This is a genomic window from Haloarcula sp. CBA1131, from assembly GCF_008728975.1.
GTDB classification, from domain to species: Archaea; Halobacteriota; Halobacteria; order Halobacteriales; family Haloarculaceae; genus Haloarcula; species Haloarcula hispanica.
In genome coordinates this window covers 1-14,650 of the sequence record NZ_RPCY01000004.1, presented here as the reverse complement: position 1 = coordinate 14,650, position 14,650 = coordinate 1, and the positions used below count along the sequence as shown (strand labels likewise).

The 14,650-nt window shown below is 56.4% G+C and carries 18 protein-coding genes and 2 pseudogenes; 8 read left to right on the top strand and 12 right to left on the bottom strand.

Features of this window, described 5'->3' with window-relative positions; genetic code table 11:
- Positions 1–456 precede the first annotated feature (456 nt).
- From Har1131_RS17875 to Har1131_RS21925, 6 genes are all read right to left on the bottom strand, one after another.
- Positions 457–729, bottom strand: a complete 273-nt coding sequence (locus Har1131_RS17875) for a hypothetical protein (RefSeq protein ID WP_151147874.1) — start codon at positions 727–729, stop codon at positions 457–459.
- A complete protein-coding gene (locus Har1131_RS22775; RefSeq protein WP_370455101.1) occupies positions 686–793 on the bottom strand; it encodes a hypothetical protein in 108 nt (35 codons plus the stop codon). Before Har1131_RS22775 ends, Har1131_RS17875 begins: the two co-directional genes overlap by 44 nt.
- A 473-nt stretch (positions 794–1,266) precedes the next feature.
- Entirely contained in the window at positions 1,267–1,755 is a 489-nt protein-coding gene (locus Har1131_RS17870; RefSeq protein WP_151147872.1) for a hypothetical protein, read from the bottom strand.
- 132 nt (positions 1,756–1,887) lie between these two features.
- Complete coding sequence (locus tag Har1131_RS17865) at positions 1,888–2,253, bottom strand: hypothetical protein (protein ID WP_151147870.1); 366 nt, start codon at positions 2,251–2,253, stop codon at positions 1,888–1,890.
- The gene (locus tag Har1131_RS21930) at positions 2,254–2,391 is read right to left on the bottom strand and encodes a hypothetical protein (RefSeq protein WP_004966779.1); all 138 of its coding nucleotides are present in this window, start codon (positions 2,389–2,391) and stop codon (positions 2,254–2,256) included.
- 65 nt (positions 2,392–2,456) lie between these two features.
- Complete coding sequence (locus Har1131_RS21925) at positions 2,457–2,612, bottom strand: hypothetical protein (RefSeq protein WP_191907508.1); 156 nt, start codon at positions 2,610–2,612, stop codon at positions 2,457–2,459.
- Positions 2,613–3,128: 516 nt separating this feature from the next.
- Between Har1131_RS21925 and Har1131_RS17860 the strand changes: the two genes are divergently transcribed.
- Positions 3,129–3,518 carry a response regulator gene (locus Har1131_RS17860; protein WP_004966322.1) on the top strand — a complete coding sequence of 130 codons (390 nt, stop codon included), beginning with the start codon at positions 3,129–3,131 and terminating at the stop codon, positions 3,516–3,518.
- A gap of 108 nt (positions 3,519–3,626) precedes the next feature.
- Here the strand turns inward: Har1131_RS17860 and Har1131_RS17855 are convergent, their stop codons facing one another.
- Complete coding sequence (locus Har1131_RS17855; protein WP_225308170.1) at positions 3,627–3,884, bottom strand: hypothetical protein; 258 nt, start codon at positions 3,882–3,884, stop codon at positions 3,627–3,629.
- 195 nt (positions 3,885–4,079) lie between these two features.
- Between Har1131_RS17855 and Har1131_RS17850 the strand changes: the two genes are divergently transcribed.
- Positions 4,080–5,072, top strand: coding sequence for a transposase (locus tag Har1131_RS17850; protein WP_151147868.1), 993 nt, complete (start codon positions 4,080–4,082; stop codon positions 5,070–5,072).
- 85 nt (positions 5,073–5,157) lie between these two features.
- Positions 5,158–6,411: a HEAT repeat domain-containing protein gene (locus Har1131_RS17845; protein ID WP_151147865.1), complete on the top strand. Its 1,254-nt coding sequence runs from the start codon at positions 5,158–5,160 to the stop codon at positions 6,409–6,411.
- A 9-nt stretch (positions 6,412–6,420) separates the two neighbouring features.
- On the opposite strand, the gene Har1131_RS17840 is transcribed toward Har1131_RS17845, so the two are convergent.
- Positions 6,421–7,242 carry a hypothetical protein gene (locus Har1131_RS17840; protein ID WP_151147862.1) on the bottom strand — a complete coding sequence of 274 codons (822 nt, stop codon included), beginning with the start codon at positions 7,240–7,242 and terminating at the stop codon, positions 6,421–6,423.
- A gap of 246 nt (positions 7,243–7,488) precedes the next feature.
- Here Har1131_RS17840 and Har1131_RS17835 point away from each other — a divergent pair, with 246 nt between their 5' ends.
- Together Har1131_RS17835 and Har1131_RS17830 are read left to right on the top strand one after the other, a co-directional pair.
- Positions 7,489–7,779, top strand: coding sequence for a hypothetical protein (locus Har1131_RS17835; RefSeq protein WP_151147859.1), 291 nt, complete (start codon positions 7,489–7,491; stop codon positions 7,777–7,779).
- On the top strand, positions 7,779–8,489 hold the full coding sequence (locus tag Har1131_RS17830; protein WP_151147855.1) for a hypothetical protein: 711 nt from the start codon (positions 7,779–7,781) through the stop codon (positions 8,487–8,489). The genes Har1131_RS17835 and Har1131_RS17830 overlap by 1 nt, the downstream gene beginning before the upstream one ends.
- A gap of 182 nt (positions 8,490–8,671) precedes the next feature.
- On the opposite strand, the gene Har1131_RS17825 is transcribed toward Har1131_RS17830, so the two are convergent.
- On the bottom strand, positions 8,672–9,088 hold the full coding sequence (locus tag Har1131_RS17825; RefSeq protein WP_151147852.1) for a hypothetical protein: 417 nt from the start codon (positions 9,086–9,088) through the stop codon (positions 8,672–8,674).
- On the bottom strand, positions 9,085–9,939 hold the full coding sequence (locus Har1131_RS17820) for a ParA family protein (protein ID WP_151147849.1): 855 nt from the start codon (positions 9,937–9,939) through the stop codon (positions 9,085–9,087). Before Har1131_RS17820 ends, Har1131_RS17825 begins: the two co-directional genes overlap by 4 nt.
- Positions 9,940–10,084: 145 nt before the next feature.
- On the opposite strand from Har1131_RS17820, the gene Har1131_RS22770 reads away from it, so the two are divergent.
- Genes Har1131_RS22770 through Har1131_RS17805 form a run of 3 tightly spaced genes read left to right on the top strand, consistent with a single transcriptional unit; the run spans position 10,085 to position 12,301 of the window.
- A complete protein-coding gene (locus tag Har1131_RS22770; protein WP_191907507.1) occupies positions 10,085–11,590 on the top strand; it encodes a hypothetical protein in 1,506 nt (501 codons plus the stop codon).
- Positions 11,577–11,861 carry a hypothetical protein gene (locus Har1131_RS17810; protein ID WP_151147845.1) on the top strand — a complete coding sequence of 95 codons (285 nt, stop codon included), beginning with the start codon at positions 11,577–11,579 and terminating at the stop codon, positions 11,859–11,861. The genes Har1131_RS22770 and Har1131_RS17810 overlap by 14 nt, the downstream gene beginning before the upstream one ends.
- Before the next feature lie 11 nt (positions 11,862–11,872).
- Positions 11,873–12,301 carry a hypothetical protein gene (locus Har1131_RS17805; protein WP_151147841.1) on the top strand — a complete coding sequence of 143 codons (429 nt, stop codon included), beginning with the start codon at positions 11,873–11,875 and terminating at the stop codon, positions 12,299–12,301.
- 684 nt (positions 12,302–12,985) lie between these two features.
- On the opposite strand, the pseudogene Har1131_RS17800 reads toward Har1131_RS17805, so the two are convergent.
- Both Har1131_RS17800 and Har1131_RS17795 read right to left on the bottom strand, forming a co-directional pair.
- Positions 12,986–13,495, bottom strand: a pseudogene (locus Har1131_RS17800) (radical SAM domain-containing protein).
- Positions 13,496–13,699: 204 nt separating this feature from the next.
- Positions 13,700–14,650, bottom strand: a pseudogene (locus Har1131_RS17795) (IS4 family transposase); the annotation flags it as partial.

Genomic DNA, 14,650 nt, shown 5'->3' with positions numbered 1-14,650 from the left:
ATTTGGGTTGTTTCAAGTGCAATATTCGGGTGTCTGAGTGGTTTCTAAGCGGCGTCTTGTGTTTCGCGTTTCGAGGGAGAATAGTATATAAAGACTGTCGGTGGTTGACACCCCGGCGGGCGGTCCCATCGTGTGCGGTTGCGGTGAGCCAGCATCCCGCGCGGCCAAGCGAGTGCCGGATGGGTGAAAGCCCGGCAGCGCAACGAAGTGAGCAGCCCGGAACACAGCGACTGCAAGGAGCGTCCTCGTTCCGGCGAGGGAGCGCCGGCCGCGCGGGTTCCTCAGCCGGATCGCGCGCGACTCCGACGCGTGCGTTCGATTCTGCTGTGTTGTGCCGTAGCAGTCGGGTGGGACTGAAAGGGGCACGCCGCTGGCGCTTGTTGTAGTCGGGTCAGCGACCCCTATCCGAACGGAGTGAGGATATGTCGCTGAGCGACCGCCAGCGGCGTGGGGCTTTCAAGGTGTGCTGGTCCGACACCGAGTCCGTCGTCGCGATACCGTTTGGAGTGGTGCCGCCAGTCCCAGAAGTCCCGTCGAAGTCAGTCGTGCCGCCGACGTCAGCGTACCGAGTCCCGCCACCAGCAGTCCCTCAAGTCCCGCCATCCGAAGTGCTGCCTCCCCCGACACCGTCACGAGTGCCACACGACTCGCCTCCAGGCCAAGCAGTTCCAGAATCCCCTGCTCGCTACACACGAGACACATGCCACTCGCACCCTCTCCGCCGGCCATCGGTCCACGCACCGGCTCCGGCAAGAGCGAGCGTGCCGCCCAGCGGCGGCTGCCCGGTGGTCAGACGACACCCCAGCCAACCACCCGTCTCTGGCCGTCAGTCCCACGCCGACGCACACTCGTCTCTCGCTCTCTCAGCCCGCCTGCCAGCCCCACGCTGCTATCCACCAGTCATACCTCTGTTTCGCCCGGCCGTCTGCCCCACGCTGAGAGGGACCGACTGCCAGCGCCAGTGCAGTCGTGTCCCTCTCGCTCTCCAACCGCGCGCGACCCCGACGTGCGCGTCGTCACTCCCCGGAAACGCAGACCAGCGATTCTACATAACTCGCTGGTGGCCCTCCGCGCAGGTGACGACAGGCTCGGTACGCGGGTCACGAGCGCGTGGGTCTGCCTCGACGTCGACAGTCTCGGTCTTGACGATGTTTGCGTCACAATCCTTTCTCGGGCATGAATCAGGAGTCTCCGACATTCGTGTTCTTCACCAGCCAGGAACACACAAAATCGGGTTCGACGAAAACTGACTGCCGCAGCTCTCCCTCAGAAGTGGACGTCGGCGGGGACGATCCAGAGGTTATCACTCTCGTCCAGAAGCCGGTCAAGCTGCGTCCGATCGCGAATCCCGCATCCGTGTTCCTCGTACAGTGCAATCTCTGGACCCTTGGCGGCTCCGACTCTCTGGAACGCACATCGAGCGAGGTCTTTGTCGCGCATAATCTCCTCGTCTGAAAGCTCGTCGAGGGCATCTTTGACCGTCTGGAGATTACGCTCGAACGCTGACTTCGTTGTCTCCCAGCCATCCCCAAGGAGTTCTTGGCCGGCCTCGGAGTCGACCGGGGCTGCGGTCGGACGCTCGCCCCACCGGGATTGGCCTGCGACAGTGGAACTCTCGTCGAACGTGACGTAGTAGTCGAACACTGCGTTTGAGTGCCTGTCGACGCCGACCAAGTTGTCGAAAACGCCTTTGCCAGCGGCGAGTGCTGCGTCTGCTGTCGATGCCTCAACGAGCGCGTAGATGAGCATATGCATTGGTATATCGTGACCTGCCGGCGCTCCACGCACTGCAGTCAGTGCGACGCCGGCACCCTCGTCGGCGCACACAAAAGTACGCCACACGAAGCCGGTCTGACATCGAGCCCGCTCTAGAAGCTGGCGTCTTGCTTATAGGAGGCGAGCGAGGGACTGCTTGAGACGACCCTTCACGCCGGATGTTGTGAAGACTTCAATCTCGACGACACAAGAGCACAGTAGCAACAGCTCGCCACACGCGGGGCACTCCTCGTAGTCGCACAACCGATGATGTATCTCGCCGTGCTCGACGCCACACGCAGGACACGACTGGTCGCGCCACCGTTCGAGGTCGACGGTAACGGCCCGTTCGTTGCTCTGGAGGACTTGCAGCTTGTACGTGAGATACTGGCTCCCCTCGCCCCACGGGATCGGGTCATGGGCTTGCCCGTTGACGTAGTAACGCTTGTCGACACACGCCGACGCCGACCGTGGCCGGCGGCAGTCGGGACAACACATCTATCTCTCACCTCGGGGACGCCCCTGAAACACCTCGCCACTCGTCTGTGCCTGTCGGTGTTGGGCACGAATGTCTGGTCGGTCGTCGGCTTCGGTGCTTGGAGACTGTTCGTCGACGGACTGCTGTTCGGTGCTCATGTTCGGGAAACCCCTCACCCCATCGGGGGGACACAAAATACGGGTGAGTACGCGACCGACAGCACTCAGGCCTCAGCGACGTCCCAGACAGAGAGATGACCACTGGAACAGACGCCGGCGTGACGCCCGACAGCCATGCAGGGCCCGTACGCTCCGTCGACAGACGCGATGCGCTCGGCGTAGACGATCGGCGCGTCGCACTCGTCGGTTCTGCAGGTCATATGGTTGGATGAGTCAACTGGACATCACGCATCGCCCTCCATCGCTTGGTGACGGAGCTCACTTTCGTCTGGTAGATCCCAGCCGTGGTACTCGCGAGCGATGTGGTGCACTCGCCTGACGTTGCCCACGACGCCGGCTTCTGGAGACTACTGTGCCTCAACACGCTCTTTCAAAAACTCAGTTACGATTAATTAACTCTCCGCTACTAACTGGGTGTCTGCCGGTGCTACACACCATATTCCATATGAAAATCTGGAGTGTTTTGTTATGGCTTATATAACAAGTCGTTACTCATTATCTTAGGCGTGTCTTTGAGATATGGCCGCTCGGTATGTTTACGTACTGAATAGGCGGTTCTTTTTGACAGTTCTGAAAATAATCACCTTGCGAACTGTTCTGTGACACCTTACTGGCAGTGACATCCGTGGGCCGCGCACGGCGCAAAGTCCGCGCTAGCTATCAAATATGATAATTGTGCCCATGTCGTTTTTGCAAATGTCATAAAATAGCTAAATATGTCGAGTAGTGTTCAAGAGGCAATCCAAGTCCTCCATGTTGATGATGAACCGGACTTTCAGGACCTCACTGTGGAATTTCTTGAACGCGAAGACGAGCAGTTCAGTGTCGTCGTAGCTTCTGGTGCCACCGAGGCTCTAGAAATAATCGACAACGACAAGCCAGACTGTGTCATTTCAGACTTCGATATGCCCAGAGTAGATGGACTTGAATTTCTACAAATGATTCGGATAAAGTATCCACAACTCCCGGTTGTTTTCTTCACTTCGCAGGACCGTGAGACGATTATTGGTAGTGCTATCGCCGTCGGTCCCACAGGCTATGTAAAAAAGGAGGCAACTGCTGAACAGTACGAATTTCTAGCCGAACAGATTCGCAGTACGATGTAGTGACCAAACCGCGACTTATCGGACAAGTCGTAATTACGCTAACGTCGGGATTTGGAATTAACCACGACGTTCGTTGGACGCCGTAACACGCCTCGAAAAGTGAATAAGTTACGCGCGCTCTCTATCTACCTCAACCAAATATTCAATAACAAAATCCCACTCGTCGAGATCATAGTGAATCGTTGCGACGTGAGTCTTTGGCTCATATTCGCCTGGATTGATATTTGCTCGCACTGCGTCCCAGGCTGGTGTCTTGAGGTCCATTTTCTGACCGTGGTCGCTCTCATCGCGGATGTCCGGCGGTTCCGAATCAGTGGTTGAACCGAGGCCGCCAGCTTCCCTCACAACAATCTTTTCGTACCTCATACTGTCTTTACTCATCACCTTCCTTCCAGAGATAAATCTGCTCGTTTGACTCTGTTTCGACGGCGTCAATCATCGGGAGGTTGTCGGATAGTGACGCTGGATCGACCAGCGGTCATGCCGGACCAGTATTGCGACAATATGAGGGTGTCATAGAACAGTTACCACACCAAAGAGCAGGGTGAATGCTGAGGTGGTATGGACTCAGCGACCCTGCAAAATGATCCTTCGGTAGAGTCGTTCTTTAATGTCGTGGAGACAGAGACGCTTGCGTTGTTTGAGCACCTTTCCTTCGAGTTTCTCGAAGAGTTCGACGTGTTCGCCCCGACGGAGACGGGGCGAACACGAGAGCACGAACCCCCAGAGCTGATGCGTGGCTTCCTCCACTGCTATTACAAAGACATCTACGGGATTCGTCCTGTTGCAAGAGAGCTGCACAACACGGTTGTCTGGCTTGGCTGTGGCTTTGATTCACCGCCGTCCAGAGATGCGGTTGATCGCTTTCTCACCGATCTTGAACACGTCGTCGACGACGTATTCGACCGGTTCGTTGAGCAGGCCGCCCGCCGCGGCCTGCTCGACTTGACCTACTGTATCGATTCAACTGACGTGAGGGCGATGCCCGCCGATCAAGACGCGTCGAAATGCTATGATCCAACCGACGACGAGTACTACTACGGCTACGGCTGCACGATCGTCTCGACCGGACAAAAGATCCCGATTGCGGCGGAGTTCACAGAGAGTAAGCAAGCGCCAGAAGAGACGGCGATGCGCGTCACATGTGACGCGCTCGCCGTCGCCACACCGATCTGGATGATCGGTGACAGCGCCTACGACACACTCGACTGGCACGACCACCTGCTGGCTGCAGGGGTCGTGCCAGTCGCCCCGTACAACGCGCGAAACACCGACGATCCGAAAGACATCGAGTACAGGGTCGAAGACCGTATTGAGGAACACAGCGAGGACGTTCAGCTGAAGCAATCAACCTTGGACGAGACGTACAACCGCCGAACTGGAGTCGAGCGAACCAACGAATCAGTGAAGGACTGCGGCCTCGGGCGTGCGTTCGCCCGAGGCCGCGTCCACGCACGAGCACAGGTATTTATCGCCCTGTGTCTTCGTCTCGTCGTCGCAATCACCAACTACGAACGCGGAGACAATCCGGGAAGCACAATCATCACGGTGTGAGAAGAGTTCTATGACACCCTCACAATATGTTTAACACTAAACAGAACCATGACGAAGTTACTAATATCAACCGGAGGCTGCATGGGTGTTCAACGACGAACCGGGTGATAACGAGACGTTCCTGTATAAACTTGAACGGGAATCAGAAGTTCAGAAGCTCATCGCACACCTAAAACGGAGCAAGAAGACCTACGTCCGACGACGAGCGGCCACAATGCTGGGGAACATTGCAGAAATCTCGGATCCCAACGAGCGACGCCAGGCTGTCAAAGCACTGGTCAGCGCTATTAAAACGGATGAAGACGACAGCGTTCGAGCGGCTGCGATCGACGCGTTGTATCAGCGTGGCGAGGACGCGTTCGACTATCTGGTCGCAGAAATCGCTGAGATGGGAGGCTCAGAGGCAACTGAGCGAACCGCGACAACACTGCTAACCGAGTGGCTCTCAGCTGACCACCTTGAGTTCCGGATGGTCGCGGCGACGGCACTTGGCGAACGTGGTGCGACGGCGGCTGTCCCGGACCTGGTTAGGGCGTTAACTGACCCGGCCCCTCGCGTTCGAACCCGGGCTGCGCAGGCGTGTGGGCGACTGTCAGATCCGCGAGTCGTCCCACCACTAAGTGAGCGCCTTTCAGATGGTCGACAGCAAGTGCGGGAAGCTGCCGCTAACGCACTGGGGGCCATCGGCACGGACCGCGCGCTTGCAGAGTTGGTTCCCGTAACCCAGGCAGACGAGGAGGGGCTTCGGCTCATTGCGGTCGATGAACTCGGACAGTTTGGGTCGGTAAAACCTGTCGTGGTCCTTGTTGATGCCCTTGATGACGACTCAACGACGGTCCAGCGGGCAGCGATGCTCTCCCTGCTGGAGTTACTCACGACGGCCTCCACAGAGGAACTCGAACTCATTTGCGGGACCGTTGTCGACGAACTGGCTCGAGCAGATATCCAGGCAACAGTGCCGGCGCTACTTGATATCGCTGCAGACGGGACACGGCGGCGGTACCGGCAGACAGCGATTTGGTTGTTGAGCCGCATTACTGGTGACCGATATCGATCCGAAGTGATTGACTGCCTGCTCCCGGCTATAGACAAGCCCGACGAGGAAACCGCACAGCTAGCCGAAGCAGTGCTCCCAGAGCTACGGAGTCCCGAGTTAGAGAAGCGCCTTCGGGTGTATCTTAGCCGTGAACGTGGATCCGAAGAGGCACGGAGCCGCGCTCAAGCAGTTCTTGATGAGATATGCGACGGCTCCTCGGGAGAACTTGTGACAACGGGTGTCGACTATACATATGTCGACAGTCCGGCCGACTACACGAACCAGCACAGTTCGCGTGACTGACTGCACCTCTTATACGGTCCTAAATCGTGAACCCTTTGCCCGAATCTGCAGGTCGAACAGTTCCTTGAGTACGTTGATTTCTGATTCGGGCTGTGCGTTCGGATTCAGGTAATAGTGGGTGAGCGCATCCATGTTTGCCAGCCGAGAGTTTAAGACGTGAACGAACTTGAATGCCGTCTCAGTGTCGAATAAACGAAGTAGTTCGCTGAGAATATCAAATCCAACGGTTAGTCGCGAGTTGCTTGTTTGTTGTTCGTCCAAGACACGAACGAGCGTCTCACCAAGTTCGGTCATGCTTACTCCCTTATCCAAGATAGCGATGTCAAGTGGAGCCGCCTCCAGATCAATATCCGTAACATCGGCAAACGGCTGTGCTTTGGTCGTGAGGATCGTCGTCCAGGCTGGCCAGGATTGAAGCGCGTTGTCAAGAAATCGAACGCGCTCTGCTGGGTTATTAGTGACAAAAACTGCGACGTCTGCCGGCGATGTGAAATGCACGCGGGCGTTGTCGGCGCCTGCAGTTTCTAGTGGTGAGAGAATCAGGATATTACCGACCCGATCAATCCGGTCGGCCACATGAACACCAGAGTCGATGAGTGCGGAGACGTGTTTGAACAGGTGATTTTTGAATTTGGCAAGCCCCTCGTCGGCGTCGTAGCTCTGACTGGTCTGGTTGCAGTACGGGCAGTCCCACCTGAGGCTGAACTCGTCCGATTCAACGGTGTATTTGTAATGGGAGAGTAAGTGGGATTTTACTGCATCTACGAGTTCTGACTGCTTCGACGACCAGACTGTGAACTTACACTCCCGACACTGCCACTGATGGACCATTCGGGTAGGGTATAATTCACTTCGAGTCAGAAATAAACTTATCTATACGTTCTCTGCTGTGATCTAACCAAACGTAATGAGGGCGATACAGTCGATTAACTCGCCGACTGCTACTCAGCGCAAAGCGGTGGGCAAATATGGTGGTGTGGAAATCTATAGCTTATTGAATAGACTGCTCTATTGATCGCTCAGCTTTTCGCCGAAACACTCTAGGAAATCCGGCTAGTCATCTTGACATATACGGCTATGACTGACCCCGATTCACGGACCACGATGCAGGACTACCAGGCCGACATCGTCGCCGCACTCGACCTGGATGAGTTCTCGGCGGACGCCTATACGTCGGCACCGTATCTCGAAGCGGCCCTTGAGGCCGGCTTCACCGTTGTCGACCTCGCCACCGCACACGATGTCTCGAAGCGCTCCATCTATCGAGTGCTGGACCGCCACGACATCGACTACGAAACGCCACCCAAAAACGGCCCTGCCCGCCGGCTCTGGAACGCCCATCCCGACACGGTGCCCGGTGATGACTGATGGAAGCGACCGACGCAGCTGCGACCGTCGACGCTGGCGTGGACCCGGCGCTTGTGGACACAATCCAGCGCATCGAGGACGGTGATGTCCTCGTCGTCAATGGTGACTCTCGAACCTGGGATGTCACCGATGTCGTCGACCGGTCCATTGAGGACCCGAGCGACGCTCGCGAGTCCAAGCGCGTGTGCCGACTGTCCTGTGGGGCGTCGGTGTTCGGCCTGGAACTCGTCGCGTATCCGGACCGCTACACGGCGTCGATCCATGTGCTTGCGACCGAAGACTGGACTGAGGACGGCCAGGTGTTCGAGGTTCACGATGTCGAGATACTCACCCAGGATGTTCCGTGGGTGGTCGTCACCGGCGGCGCAGACCGCTACCATTTCCCGGACCCACAGGCAGCTGCGTTCGGTGAAGCACGGCCGGCCTGTGGCGGCGGCAACCCTGGGGCTTCGTATCGCGTTGTCCGTTCCAACACCGTCCGGCCCACATACTCGGGCTGTAAGGACTGTCTGCGCCACGAGAAACCCGTCGCGCTCGAGTCGGTCACGTGCCCCTCGTGTTCAAAAGCAATCTGCCATGGGATTGTTCAGGGTGGTGCAGTGGGGGCCGTCAACGGGCTGTCGATCACGTGTCCACACTGTGACTTCGACGGCGTGGTCGACGTCGACGTGGCCAGCGGCTTCGTCGGCGTGGACGATTCGACGGCATGACCCACGGTGACTGCTGACTCACAGCCGTTGAGCCGGTAAACTCTATGTTGCTATATCGAATATCTGTAGACTAGAGACAGATTGCATATCTGGATACAAAATCTAGATACAATATACAGATACACGATATGTGGGCCTGCACGCACATACAGATGACTGATCCGTGATGTAGAAACGGCGACTCAGAACTGTGTCTCTTGCCGTTCGGTGAAGGTCTTGTAGCCGTCTTCGCCGGCCTCGATGAGATCAGGCCGGACCTCCGCAAGTCCTGCCCGGACGAGCAGTCCCAGGACTGACCCGCGACTCTCCGAGTCGGTGGCATCTCTGTCGAGGTACTCGCGAACATCGGCCCCGACAGCATCGAGTTGCCCAGCCTCGTCGAGGCCACGGATCAACGCTGCGAGGTTCTGATCTCGCATGGTGAGGTTCGTCGGTACTTCGCCAGCATCGAGTTCTTCGTAGACGTCGGCGATGTACTCCTCTAACGACGACGCGTCGGGCTCAGTGTCTTGCTGCTGTGCCTCGCTTCGATGGCGTTTCTGTTCTTTCGACTGTTCGAGTAGTTCCTCTGGGTCGCGGTCGTCTGTAGTGTCGCTCATCGGTCTGTGAGTCTGCTCAGCAACTGTTCGGTGTTCGCACTGTACGCCTCACGGGCTCGCTTCCCGGTCGCATAGAGTTCGTCGTCAGGGACGGCGAAGAGCGTCCGGCCCGCGTTCTGGTTATTCCCTATGTCGGCGGTCTTCGTGACTGGTTCGCCGACGATTTCCGGATACTCCTCTGTCACATACTCGACGAACGACTCTGAGAGGGTCTCCTGACTACTGATTATCGTCGGGATGATCAACGCCAGGCCGAGGTCGACGTTGAGGTCCGCACTGATTTCCTCCAGCGTCGCATCCAGTTTCTGGAGTTGGTCACGCTCGAAGGCACCAGGCTTCAGCGGAGCGACGACGTTCCGAGCAGCGAAGAGGCCGTTGAGTGCGATGTTGTCCTCTTTGCCTGGGAGGTCGAAGATGACGAGGTCGTATTGTTCGGCGACGAGGTCCTCGACGAACCCATCGAGTTTCTGGTAGCGCTCTTCGAGGGGGACGTTCGCGAGATTGTTGTCCGCGCCACCCAGGCCTGGGTCAGCTGGGATGAGGTCCGGGCCCTCGTCGGTCGGGAACGTCATCCGGTCCAGAAGGTCATCGATGTTGTCTCGGAGGAACGCCCAGTCGTCACCGAAGACAGCCGAGATCGGGGCGTCGATCGAGACGCCGTCGTCGGCCGTCTCTTCGTCGACGATGGAGAGCCCGAAGTGTGTCGCGAGGTCGTTCTGTGTTCCGGCGAGGTCGACCAGAAGCACCTCGTGGCCCATGTTGTGTGCGGCAACGGCGATGTGGGCGGCGCTGGTTGTCTTCCCAACGCCTCCCTTTTCGACGTATGTTGCCGCCCGTTGTACTGATGCCATATACAGATACTGTATACATATCGGTGATACAAATATGTGCGTCAGACAGGCGTCCGCCCTGATATACTACTTGATACTTAATTTTAATCAACTCGACTGAACTTAACAGGAATTGTTATAACAGAATGACTATTGTTAATTGTGTATGCGTAAATGTTGGATTTTTGCACTTTTTGTTCTCTTACTTGCGGCGCTTACCGTTATCCCGGGTGCCTCTAGCCAGACATTGCCTTCCGACGCAGACATCCACGCTGGGAAAGATTCCACGTTCAAGACCACAGCTTCGCCGAGGGGGGGCCCAAACGGGCCGGTTGATTCCCGAGTGGAACGCGAGACAAAGGTGCCATATCGGATTACATCCGGTACAGCCGTCTGGCAGGGAGTGAGAGGCTATACGAACATCTCACCTGACTCCGAACTCGAAATCGAGATGGAGTCTGAGAGCGAAATGAACCGGTCCGTCCTTCGCCCGGAAGCTGATGTCAGACTTGTCGACACACACACTGCCATAGCGGACTTCAGCGAGTACTCCGCCGAGACGAACTTCAACGCCCAGACGCCCGATATTGACAGTGACAAGAACTTCAGTGACGAGAAAGGCAGTCGTATCGTTGAAGATAGGACGGCCACTGTGACCATCAGCGATCAGGAATCTGACGGTAGCGAAGTCGTCGTCGATAGCGCACAGCTGCCCGAGGGTGGCTTCATCGTCATCCACGACAGCACTCTCCTTGATGGTGGGATTCTAAGTAGCGTCATCGGGAACTCCGAGTATCTTGAGGCAGGCAGCCACGAGGACATCACGATCACACTCGACGAGCCGCAGGACGAGGACTTCGCGGCTATCGCGATGCCACACCTCGACACCAACGGCAACGAAGCGTACGACTTTCCGGACGCTGACGGTCCCTACACCGCCAACGGTTCCGCAGTTTTTGAGCGGGCAAATGTATCGGTGGGCACACCTACTGCCACACCAACTCCGACACCGACGCCCTCATCGCCCTCGGGCAGCATTTCGATCAGTGAGCAACAGTCGAACGGAGACACGGTTGTCGTTGACAGTGCTCGACTATCTGAAGGCGGGTTCATCGCTATTCACGACAGTACAATGCTGGACGGTGAGGTTGGAGAGAGTGTCATTGGGCATTCGGAATATCTAGACGATGGGTACCACCAAAGTATCGAAATACCTATCCAACGGCAGACTACCGAGTTCACGGCCATCGCGATGCTGCACCTCGACACCAACGACAACGAAGCGTATGACTTCCCGGACGCTGATGGTCCGTACACCGCCGACGGTGCCGCAGTTTCTGAGCGGGCAGATGTCTCGGTGGTCATGCCTACTGCCACACCAACGGCCACGTCAACGCCTGAACCAACGGAGATAGCTCCAGAGGGGACAACGGATGGTAGAGAGTCTGAGATACCTACCACAGCGACCGACTCGCGAACCGCGGTAGTCACAACCTCCCCCCAGATCACAACGGAACAGCAGACCGAACCACCACCTCCAGACTCGCTTCGTGAATTCTTCATGAAAATATTTCAAGCCATAGTCGGCCCAGAGATGCTTGTCGTCGTCGGGATCTCGTTAGTGACTGTTCTTATTGTCATGACGTGGCCCGAGGAAGATGACAATAACTGACACTATGACCCCGCTTGAACTTGCATCCCTGATCTGGCCTGTGATGCTCATCCTTGCAGCTACCATTCTGTTTTTATTATTGACTGCTGCCGCCGACCTCGGGGCGGGCGTACGCCGCCTCGGCACTGTAGCACTCCTCGTTTTGCTGGTCGGTTTCTATACACTTCCAGTACTCACGCTGCCAGTACGGTGGTTGCTGACGCTCTTTGGATTTGCAGCCCCAGTCGGGCTCAGCCTCGTAAGTATACGGATGGTTATAAAATCGACATGATCAGACCAGTTGTGCTGCAGGTTACCGCGTTTCTGGAGGTTCTCCCATCATGGCTTCCGACTGTCGCAATCTGTACGGGGGTGTATATGATGTTGGTTGGGATGAGCAACCACTATCTTGAGTCATACGTAGGACACGTCCCCCAATACACGTCCGTTCTAGGCAGCATAATCGTAATTTCCCTATCGACGAGTATCGCTGGAGCGACCTACGTATCCGTCATCAAGCAGGAGATGGTGTTGTTATTCGTCTTCTTTGCTTTCGTCTCAGGGCGGATGATCCAAGGGGCGATTACCGCCCGTATCATCCAGAAAGTCTACGGCTTCTTTTTCGGTCTCTCTGGTGAAGACAGCAGTGATAGCTTGGGTGGGACACTCAAAAGACTCCGCTTCCCAAAGTTTGGTGGTTCGTGTGGAGCAAAATTAAGGACCGGATTCTGATTATCACTGTATCTATGATAATTGTCTCCCAGACGACGCTGAGCATCTTCGCTGTCTACGCATTCGGTGACGGCCAGCTTATTCGAGCCATCAGGCGATTCTGGATCGGATTCTTTTTTCTCACTGTTGCTGGCATCACGTTCGACTTTCGGTATTTCGCCCCACCGGATTTCTTGGACTGCAGCGCTCGGATTAGTAATTGCGACGGCTGGCTCATTTTTGTACAGTCCCGCCGGGTTCTCAAACCTGACATCCGTTTTGGGCCCCTATCTGGAAAAACCCTGTCCCGGACTGGATGCGACTTCCGCTGGGCGCGTTTGGCTTTCTCGCCGGTTTCGTCTTCTGGGCGATTTTCTACAGGAAGCATGGGTAGTTGAACGGTTCCGTATTGTCGGTGTCGTACTTTTTTCTTGGATTCGTTGCCTGTATGCTGGTGATCAGTCGCTGCCAGCCGCCGTTGGTAATGGGTTACCTCGTCAAAACCACAGTTTGAGGCGGAAAATTCGTGGGAAAATAAAGGATCGACTCACTTTTTCAAATCGATTACCGTCCCGTAATTTGGTGTAAGTCCCATTAGAACATGGTGAGTCACGTGGAAATTACACTGTCGCTGCCACGTGCACATACCCTGCCCGTAACGGCGTCATCTGTGACGCAACCCAGTATGTACCGTACATAGGCGCGTTAGATGAGATGTCCGAGAGAGTCAGTTTCGTGAGCCAATTTTGACTGCTCCGGTGACGTGCCTGAGTGCTTTCCAGAAACGACTCCGGTGAGACGGCCTGTTGCATTGCGTTGAGCTTTGACCGAAGTTGGCCGCTCGTCGAGCGCACCAGCTCATCGTCTGGCCAGGAATACACTTCGAGCCCGTCGAAGCGCGTTGCGACTTGCTGGACCGTGTTCAGTTGTTCGAGGGCGTACTCGACCCAGTACTGGTGGCTGTCCTGCATCTGCTGGAGTTCTTCGACCACGTCGTCGTAGCCGGCTTGCTCGGCGGCAGTGAGACACTGCTGGAAATTCGCGCCACGGGGATTGATTGGTTCGTGGAAGACCACAACCTCACCAAGCGCTCTGAAGTAGCTGAGTAGCTCGTGAAAGTCGTCTTCGTCCATCGTGGGGTAATGTGGGTGACATCGAGACGAACACCGACACACCGGCCTGCTGGAGTTCGTCTACCGCTTGCAAGCGAGCCATCGTCGACGAAGATATCGACAAAGCAGGGCTAACATATTTGTGGGATATCGGACCGCTGTTGGTTAGCCATCGACACCTGTCCGACAGCATCGACTTTTCAGCGTCGCTTCCATCGTTTGATTGTCAGTTATTGCCGGAGGCGGCCTATTGGTTTCCCCTAGGTTCTTTAGCATACCTGCTACCGTCTAGAGCATTCGTCTTTAGCTAAGACTCACACCTCGGTTGTGTAGCGGTAGCGAGCGTCTCTTGTAAGATCGGTCGTTGTTGATGGATCTTCTGAGCATCCTCGATGAGCCGCTCCAGCAACGGTGGTGGTGAGTAGCCGAGGTACTCACCGAGTTCGTGGAGAACAAGCTGGGCGTGCGACCGGAAGGTCGCCGCCCAGCGTTCCGGTGGAAACACAATCTCGTCGTCAGCCTGCTCGGTGACCAGATCCAACAACTCACGGCTCACTAGCAGCGACAGCAACGCCGCATACAGCAAAATCTCCACCACAACAGGGTTGCTCGTGTCGAACTCATCTAGTTCGTATTGCGTCTTCAACTCACGAAACAGCGTTTCTACCTCCCATCGACACCGATACAGCGTCCCTAGATCTGCTGGGAGAAACTCTTCTCTCGGTAGATTTGTGATATACAGATGGTAGTCGTCGGCGTCCTCGTCCCGGACGCCGACGACGCGGAACCGCTTCGTGTCTAGCGACCGTGTTCGTACTGACCCCGCTTGAACTCCGCTTCGACCTCTACGTCAATGTACTCCCGCGAGAGATCACCGACCACGTCGTGGATCTTCTCTCCTTCCAAGGGAATGGCGCGCCCGCGCCATTCCCGTAGTTCCTCTGTTATCACCGGATTCGCGTTCTGCTTCAACCGGCTCACGAAGTAGCCGTCGTTCTCGTCGATCAGCGCAAAGCGGCGGTACTTGAAGTACGCTAGGTCGAACAAAACCAGCCGTCCATGCAGCCACGATCCCGTCTTGAACAGCGTGCTGTCGTGCGCTTTTTCATCGGTCACATCGATCCGTTCAATCGTCTGGTCGGTGGCATTGTGGAGCAGGTGGAGCTTCGCTCCAGCCTGCTCCTCGTGGCGAGCTTGGAACTCGTCGGAAAGGAACTCGTGCAACCGCAACACCGTTCCATCAGCGATCATCACGTCC

Bases quoted from the DNA above. Each gene is read 5' to 3' on its own strand.
- Har1131_RS17835 (WP_151147859.1), top strand. From the start codon at position 7,489: ATGACTGACCCCGATTCACGGACCACGATGCAGGACTACCAGGCCGAC.
- Har1131_RS17820 (WP_151147849.1), bottom strand. From the start codon at position 9,939: ATGGCATCAGTACAACGGGCGGCAACATACGTCGAAAAGGGAGGCGTT.
- Har1131_RS17870 (WP_151147872.1), bottom strand. From the start codon at position 1,755: ATGCATATGCTCATCTACGCGCTCGTTGAGGCATCGACAGCAGACGCA.
- Har1131_RS17865 (WP_151147870.1), bottom strand. From the start codon at position 2,253: ATGTGTTGTCCCGACTGCCGCCGGCCACGGTCGGCGTCGGCGTGTGTC.
- Har1131_RS21930 (WP_004966779.1), bottom strand. From the start codon at position 2,391: ATGAGCACCGAACAGCAGTCCGTCGACGAACAGTCTCCAAGCACCGAA.
- Har1131_RS17855 (WP_225308170.1), bottom strand. From the start codon at position 3,884: ATGAGGTACGAAAAGATTGTTGTGAGGGAAGCTGGCGGCCTCGGTTCA.
- Har1131_RS22770 (WP_191907507.1), top strand. From the start codon at position 10,085: ATGCGTAAATGTTGGATTTTTGCACTTTTTGTTCTCTTACTTGCGGCG.
- Har1131_RS17830 (WP_151147855.1), top strand. From the start codon at position 7,779: ATGGAAGCGACCGACGCAGCTGCGACCGTCGACGCTGGCGTGGACCCG.
- Har1131_RS17875 (WP_151147874.1), bottom strand. From the start codon at position 729: ATGGCCGGCGGAGAGGGTGCGAGTGGCATGTGTCTCGTGTGTAGCGAG.
- Har1131_RS17840 (WP_151147862.1), bottom strand. From the start codon at position 7,242: ATGGTCCATCAGTGGCAGTGTCGGGAGTGTAAGTTCACAGTCTGGTCG.
- Har1131_RS17860 (WP_004966322.1), top strand. From the start codon at position 3,129: ATGTCGAGTAGTGTTCAAGAGGCAATCCAAGTCCTCCATGTTGATGAT.
- Har1131_RS17810 (WP_151147845.1), top strand. From the start codon at position 11,577: ATGACAATAACTGACACTATGACCCCGCTTGAACTTGCATCCCTGATC.
- Har1131_RS17850 (WP_151147868.1), top strand. From the start codon at position 4,080: ATGGACTCAGCGACCCTGCAAAATGATCCTTCGGTAGAGTCGTTCTTT.
- Har1131_RS21925 (WP_191907508.1), bottom strand. From the start codon at position 2,612: ATGACCTGCAGAACCGACGAGTGCGACGCGCCGATCGTCTACGCCGAG.
- Har1131_RS17825 (WP_151147852.1), bottom strand. From the start codon at position 9,088: ATGAGCGACACTACAGACGACCGCGACCCAGAGGAACTACTCGAACAG.